This window comes from Burkholderia sp. MSMB2157WGS (assembly GCF_001532755.1).
Classification (GTDB): domain Bacteria; phylum Pseudomonadota; class Gammaproteobacteria; order Burkholderiales; family Burkholderiaceae; genus Burkholderia.
In genome coordinates this window covers 54,872-73,973 of record NZ_LPJG01000050.1, presented here as the reverse complement: position 1 = coordinate 73,973, position 19,102 = coordinate 54,872, and the positions used below count along the sequence as shown (strand labels likewise).

At 67.2% G+C, this 19,102-nt stretch carries 23 protein-coding genes; 5 read left to right on the top strand and 18 right to left on the bottom strand.

The window, feature by feature from the left end:
* Positions 1-50: 50 nt before the first annotated feature.
* Positions 51-368: a VF_A0006 family four-cysteine protein gene (locus WT53_RS29240; RefSeq protein WP_034208767.1), complete on the top strand. Its 318-nt coding sequence runs from the start codon at positions 51-53 to the stop codon at positions 366-368.
* Between the two features lie 87 nt (positions 369-455).
* Here WT53_RS29240 and WT53_RS29235 read toward each other — a convergent pair whose 3' ends face one another.
* Complete coding sequence (locus tag WT53_RS29235) at positions 456-1,271, bottom strand: MetQ/NlpA family ABC transporter substrate-binding protein (RefSeq protein WP_034208446.1); 816 nt, start codon at positions 1,269-1,271, stop codon at positions 456-458.
* Positions 1,272-1,497: 226 nt separating this feature from the next.
* Entirely contained in the window at positions 1,498-3,135 is a 1,638-nt protein-coding gene (locus tag WT53_RS29230; protein ID WP_034208768.1) for a methyl-accepting chemotaxis protein, read from the bottom strand.
* 240 nt (positions 3,136-3,375) lie between these two features.
* On the opposite strand from WT53_RS29230, the gene WT53_RS29225 reads away from it, so the two are divergent.
* Complete coding sequence (locus tag WT53_RS29225) at positions 3,376-3,666, top strand: YciI family protein (protein WP_012329263.1); 291 nt, start codon at positions 3,376-3,378, stop codon at positions 3,664-3,666.
* Between the two features lie 141 nt (positions 3,667-3,807).
* On the opposite strand, the gene WT53_RS29220 is transcribed toward WT53_RS29225, so the two are convergent.
* The 5 genes from WT53_RS29220 to WT53_RS29200 are packed head-to-tail and all read right to left on the bottom strand — an operon-like array spanning position 3,808 to position 7,890.
* Positions 3,808-4,425 carry an SCO family protein gene (locus WT53_RS29220; RefSeq protein WP_034208447.1) on the bottom strand — a complete coding sequence of 206 codons (618 nt, stop codon included), beginning with the start codon at positions 4,423-4,425 and terminating at the stop codon, positions 3,808-3,810.
* 18 nt (positions 4,426-4,443) lie between these two features.
* Entirely contained in the window at positions 4,444-5,346 is a 903-nt protein-coding gene (gene cyoE, locus WT53_RS29215) for a heme o synthase (RefSeq protein WP_006477738.1), read from the bottom strand.
* 8 nt (positions 5,347-5,354) lie between these two features.
* On the bottom strand, positions 5,355-6,467 hold the full coding sequence (locus WT53_RS29210; RefSeq protein WP_034208448.1) for a heme A synthase: 1,113 nt from the start codon (positions 6,465-6,467) through the stop codon (positions 5,355-5,357).
* Between the two features lie 25 nt (positions 6,468-6,492).
* Positions 6,493-7,119 (bottom strand): hypothetical protein, encoded by a 627-nt coding sequence (locus WT53_RS29205; RefSeq protein ID WP_060262512.1) that lies wholly within the window; start codon positions 7,117-7,119, stop codon positions 6,493-6,495.
* Between the two features lie 60 nt (positions 7,120-7,179).
* Positions 7,180-7,890: an SURF1 family protein gene (locus tag WT53_RS29200; protein WP_060262511.1), complete on the bottom strand. Its 711-nt coding sequence runs from the start codon at positions 7,888-7,890 to the stop codon at positions 7,180-7,182.
* Positions 7,891-7,974: 84 nt separating this feature from the next.
* On the opposite strand from WT53_RS29200, the gene WT53_RS29195 reads away from it, so the two are divergent.
* A complete protein-coding gene (locus WT53_RS29195; protein WP_006752055.1) occupies positions 7,975-8,184 on the top strand; it encodes a twin transmembrane helix small protein in 210 nt (69 codons plus the stop codon).
* A 182-nt stretch (positions 8,185-8,366) separates the two neighbouring features.
* Here WT53_RS29195 and WT53_RS29190 read toward each other — a convergent pair whose 3' ends face one another.
* The 8 genes from WT53_RS29190 to WT53_RS29160 all read right to left on the bottom strand — a co-directional run bounded on the left by WT53_RS29190 (position 8,367) and on the right by WT53_RS29160 (position 15,453).
* Positions 8,367-9,224 (bottom strand): cytochrome c oxidase subunit 3, encoded by an 858-nt coding sequence (locus WT53_RS29190; RefSeq protein ID WP_034208451.1) that lies wholly within the window; start codon positions 9,222-9,224, stop codon positions 8,367-8,369.
* A 153-nt stretch (positions 9,225-9,377) separates the two neighbouring features.
* Positions 9,378-9,578 (bottom strand): DUF2970 domain-containing protein, encoded by a 201-nt coding sequence (locus WT53_RS29185; RefSeq protein WP_034208452.1) that lies wholly within the window; start codon positions 9,576-9,578, stop codon positions 9,378-9,380.
* Positions 9,579-9,594: 16 nt separating this feature from the next.
* Positions 9,595-10,206, bottom strand: coding sequence for a cytochrome c oxidase assembly protein (locus WT53_RS29180; protein ID WP_034208453.1), 612 nt, complete (start codon positions 10,204-10,206; stop codon positions 9,595-9,597).
* 35 nt (positions 10,207-10,241) lie between these two features.
* Entirely contained in the window at positions 10,242-10,382 is a 141-nt protein-coding gene (locus WT53_RS33940; protein ID WP_006486385.1) for a cytochrome oxidase small assembly protein, read from the bottom strand.
* Positions 10,383-10,473: 91 nt separating this feature from the next.
* Positions 10,474-12,081: a cytochrome c oxidase subunit I gene (ctaD, locus tag WT53_RS29175; protein WP_006477731.1), complete on the bottom strand. Its 1,608-nt coding sequence runs from the start codon at positions 12,079-12,081 to the stop codon at positions 10,474-10,476.
* Between the two features lie 43 nt (positions 12,082-12,124).
* The gene (gene coxB, locus WT53_RS29170; RefSeq protein ID WP_060262508.1) at positions 12,125-13,711 is read right to left on the bottom strand and encodes a cytochrome c oxidase subunit II; all 1,587 of its coding nucleotides are present in this window, start codon (positions 13,709-13,711) and stop codon (positions 12,125-12,127) included.
* A 56-nt stretch (positions 13,712-13,767) separates the two neighbouring features.
* The gene (locus WT53_RS29165; protein ID WP_052100358.1) at positions 13,768-14,292 is read right to left on the bottom strand and encodes a DUF2244 domain-containing protein; all 525 of its coding nucleotides are present in this window, start codon (positions 14,290-14,292) and stop codon (positions 13,768-13,770) included.
* Positions 14,293-14,487: 195 nt separating this feature from the next.
* A complete protein-coding gene (locus tag WT53_RS29160) occupies positions 14,488-15,453 on the bottom strand; it encodes a methyltransferase domain-containing protein (protein ID WP_060262506.1) in 966 nt (321 codons plus the stop codon).
* Positions 15,454-15,534: 81 nt separating this feature from the next.
* Between WT53_RS29160 and WT53_RS29155 the strand changes: the two genes are divergently transcribed.
* Complete coding sequence (locus WT53_RS29155) at positions 15,535-16,332, top strand: ComF family protein (RefSeq protein WP_034208456.1); 798 nt, start codon at positions 15,535-15,537, stop codon at positions 16,330-16,332.
* A 101-nt stretch (positions 16,333-16,433) separates the two neighbouring features.
* Positions 16,434-16,904 carry a tRNA (uridine(34)/cytosine(34)/5-carboxymethylaminomethyluridine(34)-2'-O)-methyltransferase TrmL gene (trmL, locus tag WT53_RS29150; RefSeq protein ID WP_034208457.1) on the top strand — a complete coding sequence of 157 codons (471 nt, stop codon included), beginning with the start codon at positions 16,434-16,436 and terminating at the stop codon, positions 16,902-16,904.
* A gap of 33 nt (positions 16,905-16,937) precedes the next feature.
* Here trmL and WT53_RS29145 read toward each other — a convergent pair whose 3' ends face one another.
* From WT53_RS29145 to secB, 3 genes are all read right to left on the bottom strand, one after another.
* Positions 16,938-17,462, bottom strand: a complete 525-nt coding sequence (locus WT53_RS29145; RefSeq protein WP_034208458.1) for an O-acetyl-ADP-ribose deacetylase — start codon at positions 17,460-17,462, stop codon at positions 16,938-16,940.
* A gap of 91 nt (positions 17,463-17,553) precedes the next feature.
* On the bottom strand, positions 17,554-18,552 hold the full coding sequence (locus WT53_RS29140; protein ID WP_060262504.1) for an NAD(P)H-dependent glycerol-3-phosphate dehydrogenase: 999 nt from the start codon (positions 18,550-18,552) through the stop codon (positions 17,554-17,556).
* A gap of 25 nt (positions 18,553-18,577) precedes the next feature.
* Positions 18,578-19,081 carry a protein-export chaperone SecB gene (gene secB / locus WT53_RS29135; protein ID WP_059781425.1) on the bottom strand — a complete coding sequence of 168 codons (504 nt, stop codon included), beginning with the start codon at positions 19,079-19,081 and terminating at the stop codon, positions 18,578-18,580.
* Positions 19,082-19,102: the final 21 nt, after the last annotated feature.

Here is a 19,102-nt window from a genome sequence, read left to right as displayed (position 1 = left end):
GGCTTTACGTTATGCTGTCCGCCGACCCGATCCACACCATCGGAGGGGACATGAAACGAACGATTCGCGCGATCGCCTTCGCGGCCTTCGCCGCCGTCGCGCAGGCGCTGCCGGGCGCGGCATTCGCGCTGACCGACGGCAGCGCGCAATACGACGACTGCATGCTCAATGCGCTGCGCGAAAGCCGCAACGGTGCCGCCGCGCAGTTGATCCAGCGCTCGTGCGACGCGCTGTACCGCAACAACGCGATGCTGCTGCCGCGCGAGCGGCGCTATCACGAGTGCGTCGTGCAATCGTTGCCCGGCGTGCGCGACAACTATGCGATCCAGCAGATCATGGCGATCTGCTCGCGGCGCGGCGAGATGTAGGGCAGGCGCGCGCCTGCCGCGCCAATGAAAAAAGGGCCTGCGCGATGCAGGCCCTTTGCGTTCAGCGGTCCGACCGGTGAGCGGCGTTCAGAACGACGCGACCATCGAGCCCTTGAACTGCTTCTTGATGAATTCCTTCACTTCCGGCGACTGGTACGCCTTGACCAGCTTCTTCACCCACGGCTGATCCTTGTCCTTCGCGCGCACGGCGATCAGGTTCGCGTACGGGCTCGTCAGCGATTCGAGCGCGATCGCGTCCTTGGTCGGCTGCAGGTTCGCGGCGAGCGCGTAGTTCGTGTTGATCACGGCCGCGTCGACGTCCGACAGCACGCGCGGCAGTTGCGCGGCGTCGAGTTCGGAGATCTTCAGCTTCTTCGGGTTCTCGGCGATGTCGAGCACCGTCGCGTTGTTGCCGCCCGTGCCGGCGCCCGACTTCAGCTTGATCACGCCTTGCGCCTGCAGCAGCAGCAGCGCGCGATTTTCGTTCGACGGATCGTTCGGCACCGCGAGCTTCGCGCCCTGCGGCAGATCCTTCAGCGACTTGAACTTCTTCGAGTACACGCCGATCGGCGAGATGTAGGTCAGGCCCGCGCTGACGAGCTTGTAGCCGCGCTGCTTCACCTGGCTGTCGAGGTAGGGCTGGTGCTGGAAGCTGTTCGCGTCGAGGTCGCCCGAATCGAGCGCCGCGTTCGGCTGCACGTAGTCGTTGAACTCGACGACCTTCACGTTCAGGCCTTCCTTCTCTTTCGCGACCTTCTGCACGACTTGCCACACTTCCGAATCCGGGCCGGCGACCGTGCCGACCTTGATCACCTTGTCTTCGGCGTGCGCGCCTGCCGACAGCGTCAGCGCGGCGCCGGTGGCCAGCACGGAAAATACCTTCAGGAGACTGCGACGCTTCATCTGTTTCTCGCTTGCTTGCTTACTTGAAATGGGGCGCGATACGGGTATGCCCCGACTCGCAGGAAGGGCCAAATGGTGTCACAGGATCGGCGGGAAGTGAAATACATCCCGCTCATATGGGTATGCACCCGCGCGGTGCCGGCGGCCGACGCACGAGTCGGCCGTTAGTTGCAGTTTTTCTTGGCGCATCGGTCCATCGACGCATCGGTCCATCGGCCGACACGCGTCACGCCGCCACCGTCTCGTCGGCAACCTTCGCGCCGAAGGCCGGTTCGACCGCACGCGCACCGGCCCCGCGCGGCGCCGGGCCGCCGGCATTGCCGACCCGGAATGCGCCGACCGCATCGCGCAGCCGCGCGGCCTGTTCCTGCAGCGACGCGGCCGCCGCCGCGGCTTCCTCGACCAGCGCCGCGTTCTGCTGGGTCACCTGGTCCATCTGCGTGACCGCGCGCCCGACCTGCGTGATGCCGCTCGCCTGCTCCTCGGACGCCGCCGCGATCTCGCCCATGATGTCGGTCACGCGCGCGACCGCCTGCAGGATCTCGCCCATCGTCGTACCGGCCTGGCCGACCAGCGTCGAGCCGTTGCGCACGCGCTCGACCGAATCGACGATCAGCGCGCGGATCTCCTTCGCGGCCGTCGCGCTGCGCTGCGCGAGCGAGCGCACCTCGCCCGCGACCACCGCGAAGCCGCGGCCTTGCTCGCCTGCGCGCGCGGCCTCGACCGCCGCGTTCAGCGCGAGGATGTTGGTCTGGAATGCGATGCCCTCGATCACGCCGATGATGTCGGCGATCTTGCGCGAGCTGTCGTCGATCTCGCCCATCGTGCCGATCACGCGGTTCACGACGTCGCTGCCCGTGCGCGCGATGTCCGACGCATTGTTCGCGAGCCCGCTCGCCTGCCGCGCGTTGTCGGCGTTCTGCTTCACCGTCGCGGTCAGTTGCTCCATGCTCGCGGCCGTTTCCTCGAGCGACGCGGCCTGCTCCTCGGTGCGCTGCGACAGGTCGTCGTTGCCGGCCGAGATCTGGCGGCTCGCCGACGCGATCGCTTCGGCCGACTGGCGAATCCCGCCGATCGTCGCCTGCAGCCGCGCCTGCATGTCGTGCATCGCGGCCATCATGCTCGTGCGGTCGCCCGCGCGCACCGGCACCGGCTGCGTCAGGTCGCCCTGCGCGATACGCGTCGCGAGCGCGGCCGCTTCGTCGGGCTCGCCGCCGAGGCTGCCGCGCACGTTGCGGATGATCACCAGCATCGCCGCGCTGATCACGAGGCCGATCACGAACACCACGGCCAGATGGCCGAGCAGCGTCCGGTAGTAAACGGTGTCGATGTCCTTCAGGAACACGCCGCTCGAGATGTTCCAGTCCCACGGCGCGAACCGCGTGACGTAGCTGATCTTCGGGACGGCCGTCTCGCTGTGCGGCAGCCGCCCGCGATATTCGGCGAAGCCGCTGCCGGTCGCCTTCGCCGCGTTCAGAATCGTCACGAACAGCGGCTTGCCGTCCGGATCGAGATAGTCGCCGACCTGCGTGTCGACGAGCTTCGGCAGCGTCGGATGCATCAGCACGACCGGCTTCGAATCCATCACGAACACGTAGCCCGAATCGCCGTAGCGCATCGCGGCGAGACGCGCGAGCGCGTCGCGCTTCGCGTCGGCCTCGGGCAGCGTGCCGTTCTGCACGAGCGCGTGATAGGCCTTCACGATACCCGCCGCCGAGTCGACGAGATTCGCGATGCCGGCCTTGCGTTCGGCGAGCATCGTCGCGCGCGTCTCGTAGGCGCTCCATGCGCCGACGCCCAGGAGACCGATCCATACCAGCGCAAGCGCGAGCCACAGCTTGCGATTCAAACTCATTCTGCTCATCTGCGTGCCTCTGTCGATGTCGAAGCATCCGACGCGCGAACGGCCTGCCGCGCGCAAACGGTTGCTCTTTCATTTACGGCAACGAGGCTTACATCTTGAATACGCGCGGCCGCGGCGAGCCGGCGATCGACAGGTACGGCGCCCGTCGCGAGGCCGCGCCGGCGCGACAGCCCGCGTCCGCTGTGCTAAAAAGACCGGCCGGCCGGTGCGCGAAGCGCCGGCATCCTTCCAGGGCCATCCATGTACGTCATCGACATCCACTACACCGCGTCGCTCGAGCGCATCGACGACGCGCTCGAACGCCACCGCGCGTACCTGCAGCCGCAGTTCGACAAGGGCATCTTCATCGCGGCGGGGCCGAAGGTGCCGCGCGAAGGCGGCGTGATCCTCGCGGCCCGCATCGATCGCGACGCGCTCGACGCGATCCTCGAGACCGACCCGTTCGTCACCGAGGGGCTCGCCACGTATCGCGTGACGGAATTCCGGATCACGCGCGCCGCCTCCGGCTTCAACGTGCCGGCGCTGCCGTAACGCGGCTTCGGCGCCACGCGCGCGCATGCCGACGCGCCGCCCGGCGGGCAGCGCATGCGCACCACGATGAGAGAGGAAAAACGCGACGGCGCAGAACGGCCGTCACGCGACACGCCGGGCCGCTCGCCCGGCGGCTGCCGGTCAGTCGACCAGCAGCTTCAGGTCGTGGACCCACGGCGCCGGGCCCTGGCCGTCGCGCACGAACAGGCGCAGCTTGCCGTCGCGGTCGAACACGTAGCTCGCGGCCGTGTGGTCCATCGTGTAGCTCCCGGGCGTCTTGCCGGGCACCTTCGCGTAGTACACGCGGAAATCCTTCGTGACCTTCTTGAGCTGCGCTTCGTCGGCCGGCCGCAGGCCGATGAACGACGGATCGAACGCGGGCACGTACTGGCCGAGCAGCGCCGGCGTGTCGCGCTCCGGATCGACGGTGACGAACAGCACCTGCACGCGTTTCGCGGCATCCGGCCCGAGCTGCTTCAGCGCTTCGGACAATTCGGCCATCGTGGTCGGGCACACGTCCGGGCAATGCGTATAGCCGAAGAACATCACGACCGCACGGCCCTTGAAGTCGGCGAGCGTACGGACCTTGCCGGTCGTATCGGGCAGCGAGAAGTCGCTGCCGAACTGCGTGTTGCCGGTGATGTCGAGATTCTGGAATTTCGGCGCGTTGTCGCATCCGGCGAGCAGCAGCGCTGCCGTGAATGCGCACGCGAGCATCCAGCCTTGGCGCGCGCGGCGCCCGAACCGTGATGGGAGCATTGCGTTCAAACCGTGCGGTTACACGCCGAGCAGCGGGCGTGCATAGTGATCGACGAGCAGCGCCGCGAACAGCAGCGACAGATAGACGATCGAGTAGCGGAAGGCCTTGCGGGCGAGTTCGTCCGAATAGTCGCGATGGATCTTCCACGCATACGCGAGAAACACCGCGCCGAGCAGCACCGCGCTCGTCAGATAGACGGCCCCGCTCATCCCGGAAATGAACGGCATCAGCGTGACCGCGAACAGGATCACCGTATACAGCAGGATGTGCAGGCGCGTGAACTTCTCGCCGTGCGTGACGGGCAGCATCGGCAGCCCGGCGTTCTCGTAATCCTTGCGGCGATAGAGCGCGAGCACCCAGAAATGCGGCGGCGTCCAGACGAAGATGATCAGCACGAGGATCCACGCGTCGCCCGGCACCGCGCCGGTGACCGCCGCCCAGCCGAGCGCCGGCGGCATCGCGCCCGACGCGCCGCCGATCACGATGTTCTGCGGCGTCATCGGCTTGAGCAGCAGCGTGTAGATCACCGCGTAGCCGACGAACGTCGCGATCGTCAGCCACATCGTCAGCGGGTTCGTGAACGTATAGAGCGTCCATGCGCCGACGCTGCCGAGCACGGCCGAGAACAGCAGGATCTGCGGCGTCGTGATCTCGCCGCGCGCGGACGGGCGCCACGCGGTGCGGCGCATCATCGCGTCGATCTTCTGCTCGACGAGGCAGTTGATCGCGAACGCGGCGCCGGCCAGCAGCCAGATGCCGACGGTGCCGCCGATCAGCACATGCCACGGCACCATGCCCGGCGTCGCGAGGAACATGCCGATCACCGCGCAGAACACCGCGAGCTGCGTGACACGCGGCTTCGTCAGCGCCATGTACTGGGAAAAGCGGCTACCGGGCGATTGGGAGAGGGTGCTTTGCATGGGGGCGGTCACGCCGGGGCGGCGTCGCGCGCGGGCTGCGCGACACGGCCGGGGCGGCTTGAAAGGATGCGAAAGTTTAACATGACGACGAGCAGCAGCAGGATCGCGGCGCCGCCGTTGTGCGCGACCGCGACCGGCAGCGGCCACTGCAGCACGATGTTGGTCAGGCCCGTCACGAACTGCAGCAGGACGACCAGCAGCACGCCGTTCGCGGGCCGCCGCAGCGATGCGAAGCGGCGCATCTTCAGCGCGAACGCGACCAGATACGCGACCACGACGAACGCGAACGTGCGGTGCGTCCAGTGGATCGCGACCAGCGCGTCCTGCGTGATCGCGTCGCCGTCCTTCGTCATTCCGAGCGCGCGCCACAGGTGGAAGCCGTGCTGGAAATCCATCGGCGGAATCCACTGACCGTTGCAGGTCGGGAAGTCGGTGCACGCGAGCACCGCGTAGTTGGTGCTGACCCAGCCGCCGAGCGCGATCTGCACGACCAGCAGCACGAGCGCCGCGAGCGCGGCCGCCCGGTAGCGCCCGGCCTCCGGGTCATGCGACGGCAGCGGCGTCTGCCGCGCCGCGAGCCAGCCGAGCGTGCCGAGCAGCGTGAGGCCGAGCAGCAGGTGGATCGTGACGATCACCGGCTGCAGCTTCATCGTGACCGTCCATGCGCCGAACGCACCCTGCACGAGAATCAGCAGCAGCAGGCTCGTCGGCCACCACGGCGACACGTGCAGCGGGCGGCGGCGCAGCCGCGCGGCCCACGCGATCGCCACCTGCGCGATGATCAGCACGCCGATCGCCATCGCGAAATAACGATGGATCATCTCGATCCACGCCTTCGTCATGCTGACCGGCCCGGTCGGCATCGCCTGGTGCGCCGCCGTGATCGCCGCGTGCGCGATGAACGGCGACGACGTGCCGTAGCAGCCGGGCCAGTCGGGGCAGCCGAGCCCCGAATCGGTCAGCCGCGTGAAGCCGCCGAACATCACGAGGTCGAGGGTCAGGAACGTGGTGATCCACACGAGCTTGCGGAACTTGTCGTCGTCGGCCTTCACCCACACGTACGACAGCGGCAGCAGTGCGATGCACAGGCCGATCAGGCCGAGTTGCAGTAGATACGACATCGGAATGGTGCCTCGTTCTCTCGCCTCAACCGATGCTCGACCACTTCAGCAGCTTCGTCACGTCCGACTTGATCTTGCTGGGATTCGGGTCTTTCGGGAAACGCATCATCAGGTTGCCGTTCGGGTCGACCATGTAGATGTGGTCGGTGTCCTTCGTGCCGGCATCGGCCGGCAGCCACGCGGCCACCGCGGCCGGATCCGCGACGAACCGGCGCGTGTCCGGATACGCGTCCAGCACCTTTTGCGGCGTCGCGCCCGCATCGCTGCGCAGCCACACCATCGTGATCCGGTGCCGCTCGCCCGCCTGCGTGACGCGGATCTGGCGCATGAAATAGAGCTTGCGCGCGCAGGCGTCGTCGCACGCGCTGCGGTCGGTCATCACGAACAGCCAGACGCCGCGCAGCGACGACAGCGGCACCGTCTTGCCGGTTTCGTCGGTGACCTGCAGATCCGTCGGGATCGGGCGCTGCGGCTCGATCAGCGTGCCGTAATTCGTCGACCCACCCTTCGGCTTGATCACGTAATAGGTGAAATACGACGCGATCATCGGTGCGGCGCACACGAGACCCAGCAGCACGAGCATCCAGCGGCCGCGCTTGCGGGCAGCGGGCGACATCGGCGCTGCGGCCGGACCTTGACGGGAAGATTGCATGGACAAATCAGACCTCTCGAAACGAACCCGCGGCGCCGGCGCCGCGTCCTGGCATGGCGCTCACGCGCCGGTCGACTTCTTCGCCGCACGCCGCGCGGCGTACAGGCCGAAGCCGAGCGCGGCCGCCGCCATCGCCCACCACTGAAACATGTAACCGTAATTGCGCTCGACGCCGGTCGTCGCCGTCGGCCAGTCGCGCACGAGCTTGTCGCCGTCGTCGCTCGTCTGCTGGATCACGAACGGCTGCAGCGGCAGCCCGGTTTCCTTTGCATACGCGGCGACGTCGAGGTTCTGCCGGATCTTCTGGTGCGCGGCCGACCCGCCTTCGCCGAGCTCGAACGCGCGCGACGCATCGGCGCGCGCGATGCCGACGATCTCGACCTCGCCCGCCGGCGTCGCGAACGGCTCGATCGCCGTGCGATCGGCGATGTTGCGCGGCAGCCAGCCGCGGTTCACGAGCACGACGCCGCCGCCCGTGAGTTTAAACGGCATCACGACGTAAAAACCCGGCTGGTCGTTATACGGCCGATTGTCGAGGAACACCGCTTGCTCGGGCATGAAACGGCCTTTCGCCCGCACGCGGTGAAACTCGATCGACGCGAGCGGCACCGGCTGCGCGCCGAGATCGACCGGCGCCGCCTGCTCGTAGCGCGCGATGCTCGCCTGCAGCGCCTCCTTCTGGTGTGCGCGGTCGCGTTGCCAGAAACCGAGACGGATCGTGACGGCGACGACGACGAGGATCAGCAGCGCAGGCAGCCAGCGAATCTTCATCGTGCGGCCCGCCCGGCACGTGCGCGAAAGCGAAGTGCGATAATTATCCTCTTCCTTTCGAATTGCCGTCGTCCGGTTCGTGTCATGCACATACTCGTTCCCATCGCCTTCGTCCTCATCATTGCCAGCATGGGCTCGGCGCTCTACTTCATGATGCACGACCGCGGCCATACGAAGCGCATGGTCTGGTCGCTCGCCACCCGCGTCGGGCTGTCGGTGTCGCTGTTCCTGTTCATCCTGTTCGCGAACTGGATGGGCTGGATCCATTCGACCGGCCTGCCGATCGGACGTTGATGCCGTTGCCGCGCCGGCTGCCGCAGCCGCTGTGACATTTCGCCGCACGGCCGCGCCACCAAGCAAAAGCGCCGCCTGACTGAGTCGCGGCGGCGCCGGGGCGGTGTCGGCCGCGGCTTCGCCGCCGCGCCCGCACACCAATGAAAACGGCCCGCGCATCGCTGCGCGGGCCGTTTTTCCATTTACAGCCAGTAGACGACGACGTACAGGCCGAGCCAGACGACGTCGACGAAGTGCCAGTACCACGCGGCGCCTTCGAACGCGAAGTGATGATCGGGCTTGAAGTGGCCGCGGATCATCCGCACCAGCACCACCGCGAGCATCGTGCCGCCGAGGAACACGTGGAAGCCGTGGAAGCCGGTCAGCAGGAAGAACGTCGAACCGTACACGCCCGAGTTCAGCGTCAGGTTCAGTTCGTTGTACGCGTGGTAGTACTCGAAGCCCTGCAGGAACAGGAAGCAGATCCCGAACACGAGCGTCGCGGCCAGCCATGCAATCGCCTTCTTGCGATGATCGTCGCGCAGCGCGTGGTGCGAGATCGTCAGCGTCACGCCCGACGACAGCAGCAGCGCGGTGTTCAGCGTCGGGATCGGCCACGGGCCCATCGTCTTGAAGTGACCGGCGAGCGCGGCGGGGCCTTCGTTCGGCCACACGGCGGAGAAGTCCGGCCAGATCAGCTTGTAGTCGAGGCTGCCGAGCTGGTGCAGCGCGATTTCACGCGCATAGAACAGCGCGCCGAAGAACGCGCCGAAGAACATGACTTCCGAGAAGATGAACCAGCTCATGCTCCAGCGGTACGACTTGTCGACGTTCTTGCCGTAATGACCGCCTTCCGATTCGGCGATCGCGTCGCCGAACCAGTGATACAGCGTGAAGAGCAACCACAGCAGGCCGAGCAGCGCCGTAAACGGCGCCCAGTCGTGACCGTTGATCCACAGCGCTACCGACCCCAGCATGACCAGCAGGCCGATGGCCGCGCTGATCGGATGCTGCGACGGATGCGGCACGAAATAGTACGGGGTCTGGTTTTGACCGCTCATGCTTGATTCTCCACTTCAGTCCAATTTGTGTACCGGAAACCGCTCCGGCTTTATTTCTTGCGCGGCGAGACCGCCGCCGCTCTTTCCTGCACGCCGCGCCGTGGCGCCGCGCACTGCATTCTTTCGTGGCTGCGCGCCGCTGGCCGCGCGCCCTCAGCCCACGACGGCACGCACGATCAGGATCAGCACGCCGATGAACACGCCGGCCGCGATCAACGCGACGATCAGCACGTGCAGCGGATTGAGCTGCGTCGCATCGGCCTCCAGGTCGCGCCGCTTGCGCACCCCGAAGAACGACCACAGCACCGCTCTCAACGCCTGTCCGAACGTCCCGCTCCGCTTGATCTCCGTCATCGCCCCGCCTCCGTCTTCATGCGTCCGGCTTCGCCGCACCCTGCGCCGCCGCCGTGCTGCGCTGCGCCGGTGCCGGCGTGGCCGGGGTATTCAGCTCGAAGAACGTGTACGACAGCGTGATCGTCTTCACGTCCTTCGGCAATTTCGGGTCGATCACGAACACCACCGGCATCTTGCGCGACTCGTTCGCGGTCAGCGTCTGCTGCGTGAAGCAAAAGCACTCGATCTTCTTGAAGAACTCCGTCGCCTGCTTCGGCGCGTAGCTCGGAATCGCCTGCGCGACGACCGGCCGGCCCTGCCCGTTCGTCACGTCGTACACGATCGTCGTCAGCTCGCCCGGATGCACGTCGAGGCTGTTGTGCTCCGGCTTGAACCCGAGCGGCCCGCGTGCGTTCGCATCGAACTCGACCGACACCGTGCGGCTATAGTCGACCTGCGAGTTCTTCACCTCGCGCTCGCTGACATCGCGCTGCACCAGGTTGTTGATGCCGGTGATCTGGCAGATCGCCCGATACATCGGGATCAGCGCGAAGCCGAAACCGAACATCAGCCCGGCCACGACGAAGAGCTTCACCAGCATCGAACGATTGAACGCACGATCCACGGCGCCCTCTTCCGGCTTCGACATACGACGACTTCCTCGCTACTGCGTCAATTACTGCATCAGTGGGTGGACAGCCACCACTGCTTGATCACGACACCCACAAAAAAAACGGCGGCGATGACGAGCAGGGTGAGGCCGAGCCGCTTGTTGCCCGCGCGGATCTGCTCGGGCGTTCGTCTTTCTTGTGGATTCCGGGTCATCTGCAACTTCGCTGAAACTTCGCTGATCCATCGATTCGGCGCCCGCCGCGCCTGCCTGCGCGGCAGGCAGCGGCGGAACGCCGGGTGACACTTATTCGACGTGCGGCGGTTGCTCGAACGTGTGGAAGGGAGCCGGGCTCGGCACCGTCCACTCGAGGCCCGTCGCGCCGTCCCACGGCTTGTCCGACGCCTTCTCCAGCTCGCCGCCGCCACGATAGGCCGGCAGCGCGACCGCGAACAGGAAGTACACCTGCGCGAGGCCGAAGCCGAATGCGCCGATCGTCGCCACCTGGTTGAAGTCCGTGAACTGCGCCGGGTAGTCCGCATAGCGGCGCGGCATGCCCGCGAGACCGACGAAGTGCATCGGGAAGAACGTCAGGTTGAAGAAGATCATCGACGCCCAGAAGTGGATCTTGCCGCGCGTCTCGTTGTACATCCAGCCCGTCCACTTCGGCGCCCAGTAGTACCAGCCCGAGAACAGCGCGAACAGCGAGCCGGCCACCAGCACGTAGTGGAAGTGCGCGACCACGAAGTAGGTGCCGTGATACTGGATGTCGAGCGGCGCCATCGCGAGCATCAGGCCCGTCAGGCCGCCGAACGTGAACACGAACAGGAAGCCGATCGCGAACAGCATCGGCGTTTCGAACGTCATCGAGCCGCGCCACATCGTCGCGAGCCAGTTGAACACCTTCACGCCCGTCGGCACCGCGATCAGCATCGTCGCGTACATGAAGAACAGCTGGCCGGTGACCGGCATGCCCGTGGCGAACATGTGGTGCGCCCAGACCATGAACGACAGGATCGCGATCGACGCCGTCGCGTACACCATCGAGCTATAGCCGAACAGCGTCTTGCGCGCGAACGCCGGGATCACCTGCGACACGATCCCGAACGCCGGCAGAATCATGATGTACACCTCGGGGTGGCCGAAGAACCAGAAGATGTGCTGGTACATCACCGGGTCGCCGCCGCCTGCCGCGTTGAAGAACGACGTGCCGAAGTGGCGGTCGAACAGCACCATCGTGATCGCGCCTGCCAGAACCGGCATCACGGCGATCAGCAGGTACGCGGTGATCAGCCACGTCCACGCGAACATCGGCATCTTCATCAGCGTCATGCCCGGTGCGCGCATGTTCAGGATCGTCACGACGATGTTGATCCCGCCCATGATCGACGACGCGCCCATGATGTGGACCGCGAAGATCGCGAAGTCCATGCCCGGGCCCATCTGCGTCGACAGCGGTGCGTACAGCGTCCAGCCGGCGGCCGTCGCGCCGCCCGGCGCGAAGAACGAACCGACCAGCAGCACGGCCGCGACCGGCAGCAGCCAGAAGCTGAAGTTGTTCATCCGCGCGAACGCCATGTCGGATGCGCCGATCTGCAGCGGAATCATCCAGTTCGCGAAGCCGACGAAGGCCGGCATGATCGCGCCGAACACCATGATCAGGCCGTGCATCGTCGTGAGTTCGTTGAAGAACTCCGGACGCATGATCTGCAGGCCCGGCTCGAACAGCTCGGCACGGATGCCGAGCGCCATCACGCCGCCCGACAGGAACATGATGAACGAGAACAGCAGGTACAGCGTACCGATGTCCTTGTGGTTGGTGGCGAACAGCCAGCGACGCCAGCCGTGCGGGGCTTCGTGCGCGTGGTCGTCGTGCGCGTGGTCCGCGGCTACGTCGTGCCCGATGCTAGACATGAGAATCTCCTAATGCGAATACGTCGACTAACTCAGCGACACGTCAAGCCGCCGGGCCGATCTCGACACGCCGGGCTTCCTTCGCGTCAGCCCCGCCCGTGATCGTTTCCGGCTTTTTGAGAATGATGTGGTCTTCCGCCACGCCTGCTGCCTTCAGCGCATCGCGCACGGCCTGGGCCCGATGCTTCGCCAGTTCGGCGTTCGCGTCGGCCGAGCCCGTCTTGTCGGTGAAGCCCGACAGCGCGAGCTTCGCGTCCGGATGCGCCTTCGCATAGTCGGCCGCGGCGGCGATCGCCGCCTTCGCGTCGGCCGGCAGCACGCTCTTGCCCGTCTCGAAGTAGATAGTCGACAGCGCGGCCGATGCCGCTGCCGCCGGCTGCTCGGTGCCCGACGCGGCTTGCGCCGGTGCCGAAGCCGCTTCTGCCGGTGCCGCGCCCGCGGTGTCTTCCGGCATCTTGCCGTTGCGTGCGTCAGCCACTTGCTTCGGCTGCAGCAGGTCGTTCTTGTGGTTGCCCCACGAGTTGCGTTCGTACGTGACGACCGAAGCGATGTCGAGGTCCGACAGCGATGCCCACGACGGCATCGCGCCCTTGCCGTGCAGCACGCGCTCGACGTGGGCCGCGATCGGGCCGTTCACGATCGGGCTGCCGTCCATCGCCGGGAACGCGCCGAGGCCCTTGCCGTTCACCTGGTGGCAGGCCGCGCAGTTCGCCTTGTAGACTTCCTCGCCGTGCGCGACGAGTTCGGCCATCGTGTAGACCTTGTTCGGATCGACCGCCGCGCTGGCGAGCTTCGCCTTCTGCGCGGTGACCCACTTCGCGTAGTCGTCTTCCGACAGCACTTCGACGACGACCGGCATGTACGCGTGTTCCTTGCCGCACAGCTCGGTACAGAAACCGCGGAACGTGCCGACCTTGTCGGCCTTGAACCACGTGTCGCGCACGAAGCCGGGGATCGCATCCTGCTTCACGCCGAACGCGGGCACGTACCACGAGTGGACGACGTCGTTCGCGGTCGTGATGATGCGGATCTTCTTGTTGACCGGCACGACGAGCGGATTGTCGACTTCCTGCAGATAGGTGTCGGTGATCGGCTTCTTGCCCATCACTTCGTCGCGCGGGGTGGTCAGCGTCGACAGGAAGCCGATGCCCTCGCCCGGGCCCTTCACGTAGTCGTAGCCCCACTTCCACTGGTAGCCGGTGACCTTGATCGTGAGATCGGCGTTCGTCGTGTCCTTCATCGCGACGACGGCCTTCGTCGCCGGCAGCGCCATCAGCACGACGATGACGAACGGCACGATCGTCCAGATGATCTCGACGGTCGTGCTTTCATGGAAATTGGCGGCCTTGTGGCCCTTGGATTTGCGGTGCGCGAAGATCGAATAGAACATCACGCCGAACACGCCGACGAAGATCACCGTACACAGGATCAGCATCATCGTGTGGAGATCGTAGAGCTCCTCGGCGATTTTCGTGACCGGCGGCTGAAAGTTGATCTCGTTGACACGGGGGCCGCCCGGGCTATCACCGACCGCCAGGGCCGCACCGGCAAAGAGCAATCCGCTGCATGCCAGCACGCCCGCGAGGGCTCGCTTGATTGTTTTCATAGCATCCTTACCCAAAATTTCCATTCAAACCCTCCCCCGTCGCAAGCCGCCGGCCCGATCCGGCCGATGGCTGCGCCTCGTCAGCCGCAGCGCCTGAGCGACACGCGCAGTTCGTCGGCGAACTGCGCGCGCTTGTACTGCGCGAGATGCTGCCCGATTACGACGGTCTGCCCGCGCGACACCAGCCGAATCGGATCGCGTGGCGTCGCACCCGGCTCGACCCGCACCCAGCGCGGGTTGAATTCGATCTGCGTGAGCCGCTCCGCATCCATCCGCTCGATCACGAGCCGGTGCGGAAACAGCCTGATGCGCTCGTAATCGACCGCATGGCGAGCGTAGATCGCAAATGCGACACCCACCGCCAGCAACTCGATGCCGGTAAAGGGCATGACGAGCCAGGCCCCTCTCCACATCAGCAACGCCGCGATCGCCAGCGAGAAGCCCGCGAGCGACGCGTAAAACAGCACGAACTGGCGTGGCGACACCGAACAGTTGCGTTTCATGAGCCAATCTTCGAGGATCGGTTCGCTGTCCGCCGTCTCCGCCAAAACCCTCGCTGCTTCCATCGCCGCCTCACGCGAATGGCATGCGATGCATGCCTGCATCGGACTCGTCGCCCCGTATTGCGGGGACCCCGGGACGACAAGCTGACGCATTATAGGCGGGTTCAATGGCATCCACAAGCAAGCGCCTATCGCCCGCCAAGCCAAGCGCGACAAGCTTTTCGGCCGTTTTAGCCGCCAATTCGACCCCGCTTTGCGCCGCTAATTTCAGACATAACAAAACCCCTCTTTACCGCTTTACCGATTCTTCGGACGCCCCTTGCCGATGTCCTCGATGCGCACGATCCCATGCCCTTCCGCGGTCGTGCGCGGCACGGCCTTCCACGCGTGGCCGTAGATCACCTCGAAGGTCAGCGCAATCGTGCCGTCCTCGCGCCGGCGCGCGTCCAGCGCGTCGCCGAGCGCCGCGCGAAAGCGCCGCATCGCGTGCCGCGGCGCCGTGCGCTCGAACGGATAGGCGCCCCAACGGCGCACGTCGGCCAGCAGGGAATCGGCGGATTTGTAGGTGACGGTCAGCACTTCCTGGTCCATCACGGGAATCTCGAAGCCGCTCTCGACGAGCATGTCGCCGAGGTCGTGCATGTCGACGAAATCGATCACGCGCGCGGCGGGCGGCGCGATGCCGAGCGCCGCTTCGGCGTGCGCGCAGGCCGCGCGCAGCTCGCGCAGCGTGTCGGGGCCGAGCGTGCTGAACATCAGGAGCCCGTTCACGCGCAGCACGCGCTGCCATTCGGGGAAGACGGTATCGGGACGCGAATGCCAGTGGAGCGCGAGATTCGACCAGATCAGGTCGAACGCGCCGCCCGGGAACGGCAGCGCGGCGAAGTCGGCCTGCGCGACGCGCGGGCCGCGCTGGCCCAGCGCCCGACCGAGCGACGCCGGCAGCCAGCGGCGCCAGGTAGTCTGCTCGACTTCGCGCCGACCGGCCCGCGCGAGCATCGCGCCGGACAGGTCCACGCCGAACACCGGCGCTTCCGGAAAGCGCGCGCGCAGCGCCGGGAGATCGTCGCCCGGGCCGCAGCCCGCATCCAGCACGGCCGCGGGGCTCACCTTGATGTATTCGAGGCGCTCGTTCATCCGCTGCGCGATCTCGCGCGGCAGGAACGCAACCGCATCGAACGTGGCGGCACGGCGGTCGAAGATCCGCCGCAGGCGCCTGGCGTCATTGGCCGGACGGCCGGTTGAAGTCGAAGCTGGGGACATGTCGGGCACACTGGCGAAGAGCCCGAAGTATACTCGCTCGCCTCGCAAGCTTCATTGAGGCGGCATGCCAGGAGTGTTGCGATGGTCCGCGGTTCCGCCGAACGCTCGGTGCGCGTCGTTTTGTCGCACGCCAGAACATGGGGCGCGCGCGTTGCCGCGGTCGCGTTGCCGAACCGGTGCGCGCTGTGCGGCAATTTGTCACACGCCGTGATTTGCGGCGCCTGCGATGCCGCGTACTGGAATGAAGCGCGGCTGCGCTGCGACGTCTGCGCGCTGCCGCTCGGCGTCGGGCACGTGCGATCGCCCGGCGGCCGTCGCCCCGGCGCCGGCCGCGCGGCCGCGTACCGGTGCGACGCGTGCCGCACCGCGCCGCCGCCGTTCGACGCGACGCTCGCACTCGCCGATTACCGCGCGCCGCTCGACGGGCTCGCGCGCGGCCTGAAGTTTCATGCGCGGCTCGCGCTCGGCGGCGAATTCGCGGCCCGGCTCGCACGGCTGGTCGACGATACGCGCGATGCGCGCGGCTTCGACCTCGTCGCACCCGTGCCGCTGTCGCACCGGCGGCTCGTCGCGCGCGGCTACAACCAGGCGTGGGCGATCGCGCGTCCGCTCGCGCGCAGGCTCGGCGTGCAAGCGGACGCGGCCTTGCTCGCGCGCGTCGCCGACACCGCGCCGCAGTCGCGGCTCGACCGGCACGCACGACGCGACAACGTGATGGCGGCTTTCGCGGTGGCAGGCGGCGTCGCCGGTCGCCACATCGCGCTCGTCGACGACGTGATGACGTCCGGCGCGACGCTCGCGGCGGCCGCGCAGGCGCTGAAGGCGGCGGGCGCCGCGCGCGTGACGAATCTGGTTGCGCTGCGCACCGCCAGGGATTAATTAGATAGATAAGCCGGCCGCCCGCGTGCGGCCGTCACGAACCGGCCGGCCGGATGCACGCGCGCGCTGCGCCGCTCCGGCCGCCCCAGCCCAACCGAAACATGTTCAACGTCGTTCTCGTCGCCCCCGAAATTCCGCCGAACACCGGCAACGTGATCCGCCTGTGCGCGAACACCGGCGCGCACCTGCACCTGATCGAGCCGCTCGGCTTTCCGCTCGACGACGCGCGGATGCGCCGCGCCGGCCTCGACTATCACGAGTATGCGCAGATGCGCGTGCATCGCGACTGGGACGCGTTCGTCGCCGCCGAAGCGCCCGAGCCCGCGCGGATGTTCGCGTTCACGACGCGCGGCTCGGGCCGCTTCCACGATCGTGCGTTCCTGCCCGGCGACTGGTTCGTGTTCGGCTCCGAAACGCGCGGCCTGCCCGCCGAGCTGCTCGAACGCTTCCCGAACGAACAGCGCGTGCGCCTGCCGATGCGGCCGGACAACCGCAGCCTGAACCTGTCGAACACGGTCGCGGTGGTCGTGTTCGAGGCCTGGCGTCAGGCCGGCTTCGAAGGCGGCGCCTGACGCGCGCCGCACGCAGCCCAGGCGCCGAATGCGTCAGGTTCGCACGAGGCGCGCGCGGTACAGGTCGTAGATGTCGGGGGAAAAGCACGCGAATACCACGCGGGCGAGGTTCGGCGCCTGCGCGAGCATCTCGATGACGGTGCCGACCGCGATATCGACGGCGGCTTCGGCCGGATAGCGGTAGACGCCGCAGCTGATCGCCGGAAACGCGATCGACGTCGCGGCAACCTCTTCGGCCAGCTCGATCGCGCGCCGATAGCACGATGCGAGCAGTTCGGCCTCGCCGCGCGCGCCGCCATACCATACCGGCCCGACCGCGTGGATCACGTAGCGCGCGGGCAACCCGTGGCCGCGCGTGAGCTTCGCGTCGCCGGTGTCGCAGCCGCCGAGCGTGCGGCACTCGGCGAGCAGGCCGGGGCCGGCCGCGCGGTGAATCGCGCCGTCGACGCCGCCCCCGCCGAGCAGCGAGCCGTTCGCGGCGTTGACGATCGCATCGACGTCGAGCGTCGTGATGTCGACGACCTGCGCATCGAGCGTGGTGGAATGGATCTGCAGCATGACGACCTCGCGGAACGCCGGAGACACTTCAAGCGTAGTCCGCTTTGGCGCCGCGTGCCCGGCGCACCCGTGCCGGGCGATCCCGCCGGGCCTACTCGGCGCGCGCGTCGCGGCGCAGCAGACCGCTGACCGCGTCGCGCGGCGCGATGCCGTCGAACAGCACGCCGCACACCGCTTCCGTGATCGGCATTTCGATCGCCCGCGCGCGGGCGAGCGCCAGCACGGCCTGCGCGCAACGCACACCTTCGGCCACGTGGCCGAGCGCGCCGAGGATGTCGTTCAGCGTGCGGCCGGCCGCCAGTTGCAGGCCGACCGTGCGGTTGCGCGACAGGTCGCCCGTCGCGGTGAGGATCAGGTCGCCGAGGCCGGTGAGGCCCGTGAAGGTTTCCGCGCGGCCGCCGAGCGCCACGCCGAGCCGCGACATTTCGGCGAGGCCGCGCGTGATCAGCGCGGCGCGCGCGTTCAGCCCGAGGCCGAGGCCGTCGGAAATGCCGGTCGCGATCGCCAGCACGTTCTTCACCGCGCCGCCGACCTCGACGCCGACCACGTCGTCGCCCGTATAGATCCGCATCGCGCCGTGATGGAACGCGGCGAGCGTGCGCTCGCGGCATTCGGCCGACGTGCTCGCCACCGTCAGCGCGACGGGCAGCGACTGTCCGACCTCGCGCGCGAAGCTCGGGCCGGACAGCACGCCGTTGCTCCGCTGTTCGGGCAGCTCGGCCGCGATCACCTGATGCGGCAGCAGATGCGTGTCGGCCTCGAAGCCCTTGCAGACCCAGACGATGTGCGCGGGCACGCAGCCTGCGTCGCGCATCGCGCGACACAGCGTGCGCAGCCCGGCCACCGGCGCGGCGATCACGCACAGCGCGTCGTCCGCGGCGCCATGCGCGAGCGCGACGCCGAGATCGGCGTCGTAGCGCAGCGCATCGGGCAGCGCGATGCCGTCCAGATAGCGGGAATTTTCGTGCCGGGCCTGCAGCCCGGCGATGAGCGCGGCGTCGCGCGCCCACAAGAGCGTATCGTGCCGCGCGGCCAGATGGCCCGCGAGCGCGGTGCCCCAGGCACCGGCGCCGAGAACGGCTACTTTCATACCCAGCACCGGTCCGAGCGAAACGTCAGTTCAGCGTCGTGCCGTTCGGCGCGCCATTCGGCGCGCCGTTCGGTGCGCCTGCCGCACCGGCCTGCTGCTGAAGCTGCGCGAGACGCTGCTCGTACAGCGCCTGGAAGTTGATTTCCGCCAGGTGGATCGGCGGGAAGCCCGCACGCGTGATCGCGTCGGCGATGTTCGAGCGCAGGTACGGGAACAGGATCGTCGGGCACGCGATGCCGACGAGCGGGTCGAGCTGTTCGTCCGGAATGTTGCGAATGTCGAAAATGCCGGCCTGCTTCGCTTCGATCAGGAACGCGACCTTGTCCTTCACCTTCGCGGTGACGGTACCCGACACGACGACTTCGAACACGCTTTCCGCGAGGCGGTCGGCCTTGACGTCGACTTCGACTTCAACCGACGGCATGTCCTGCTCGAGGAAGATCGCCGGCGAATTCGGCTGCTCGAGCGACATATCCTTCAGGTAGACGCGCTGGATGTTGAAGAACGGTTGGTTTTCGACGTCGGACATGGTGTTTCCCTAAAAGTGGTG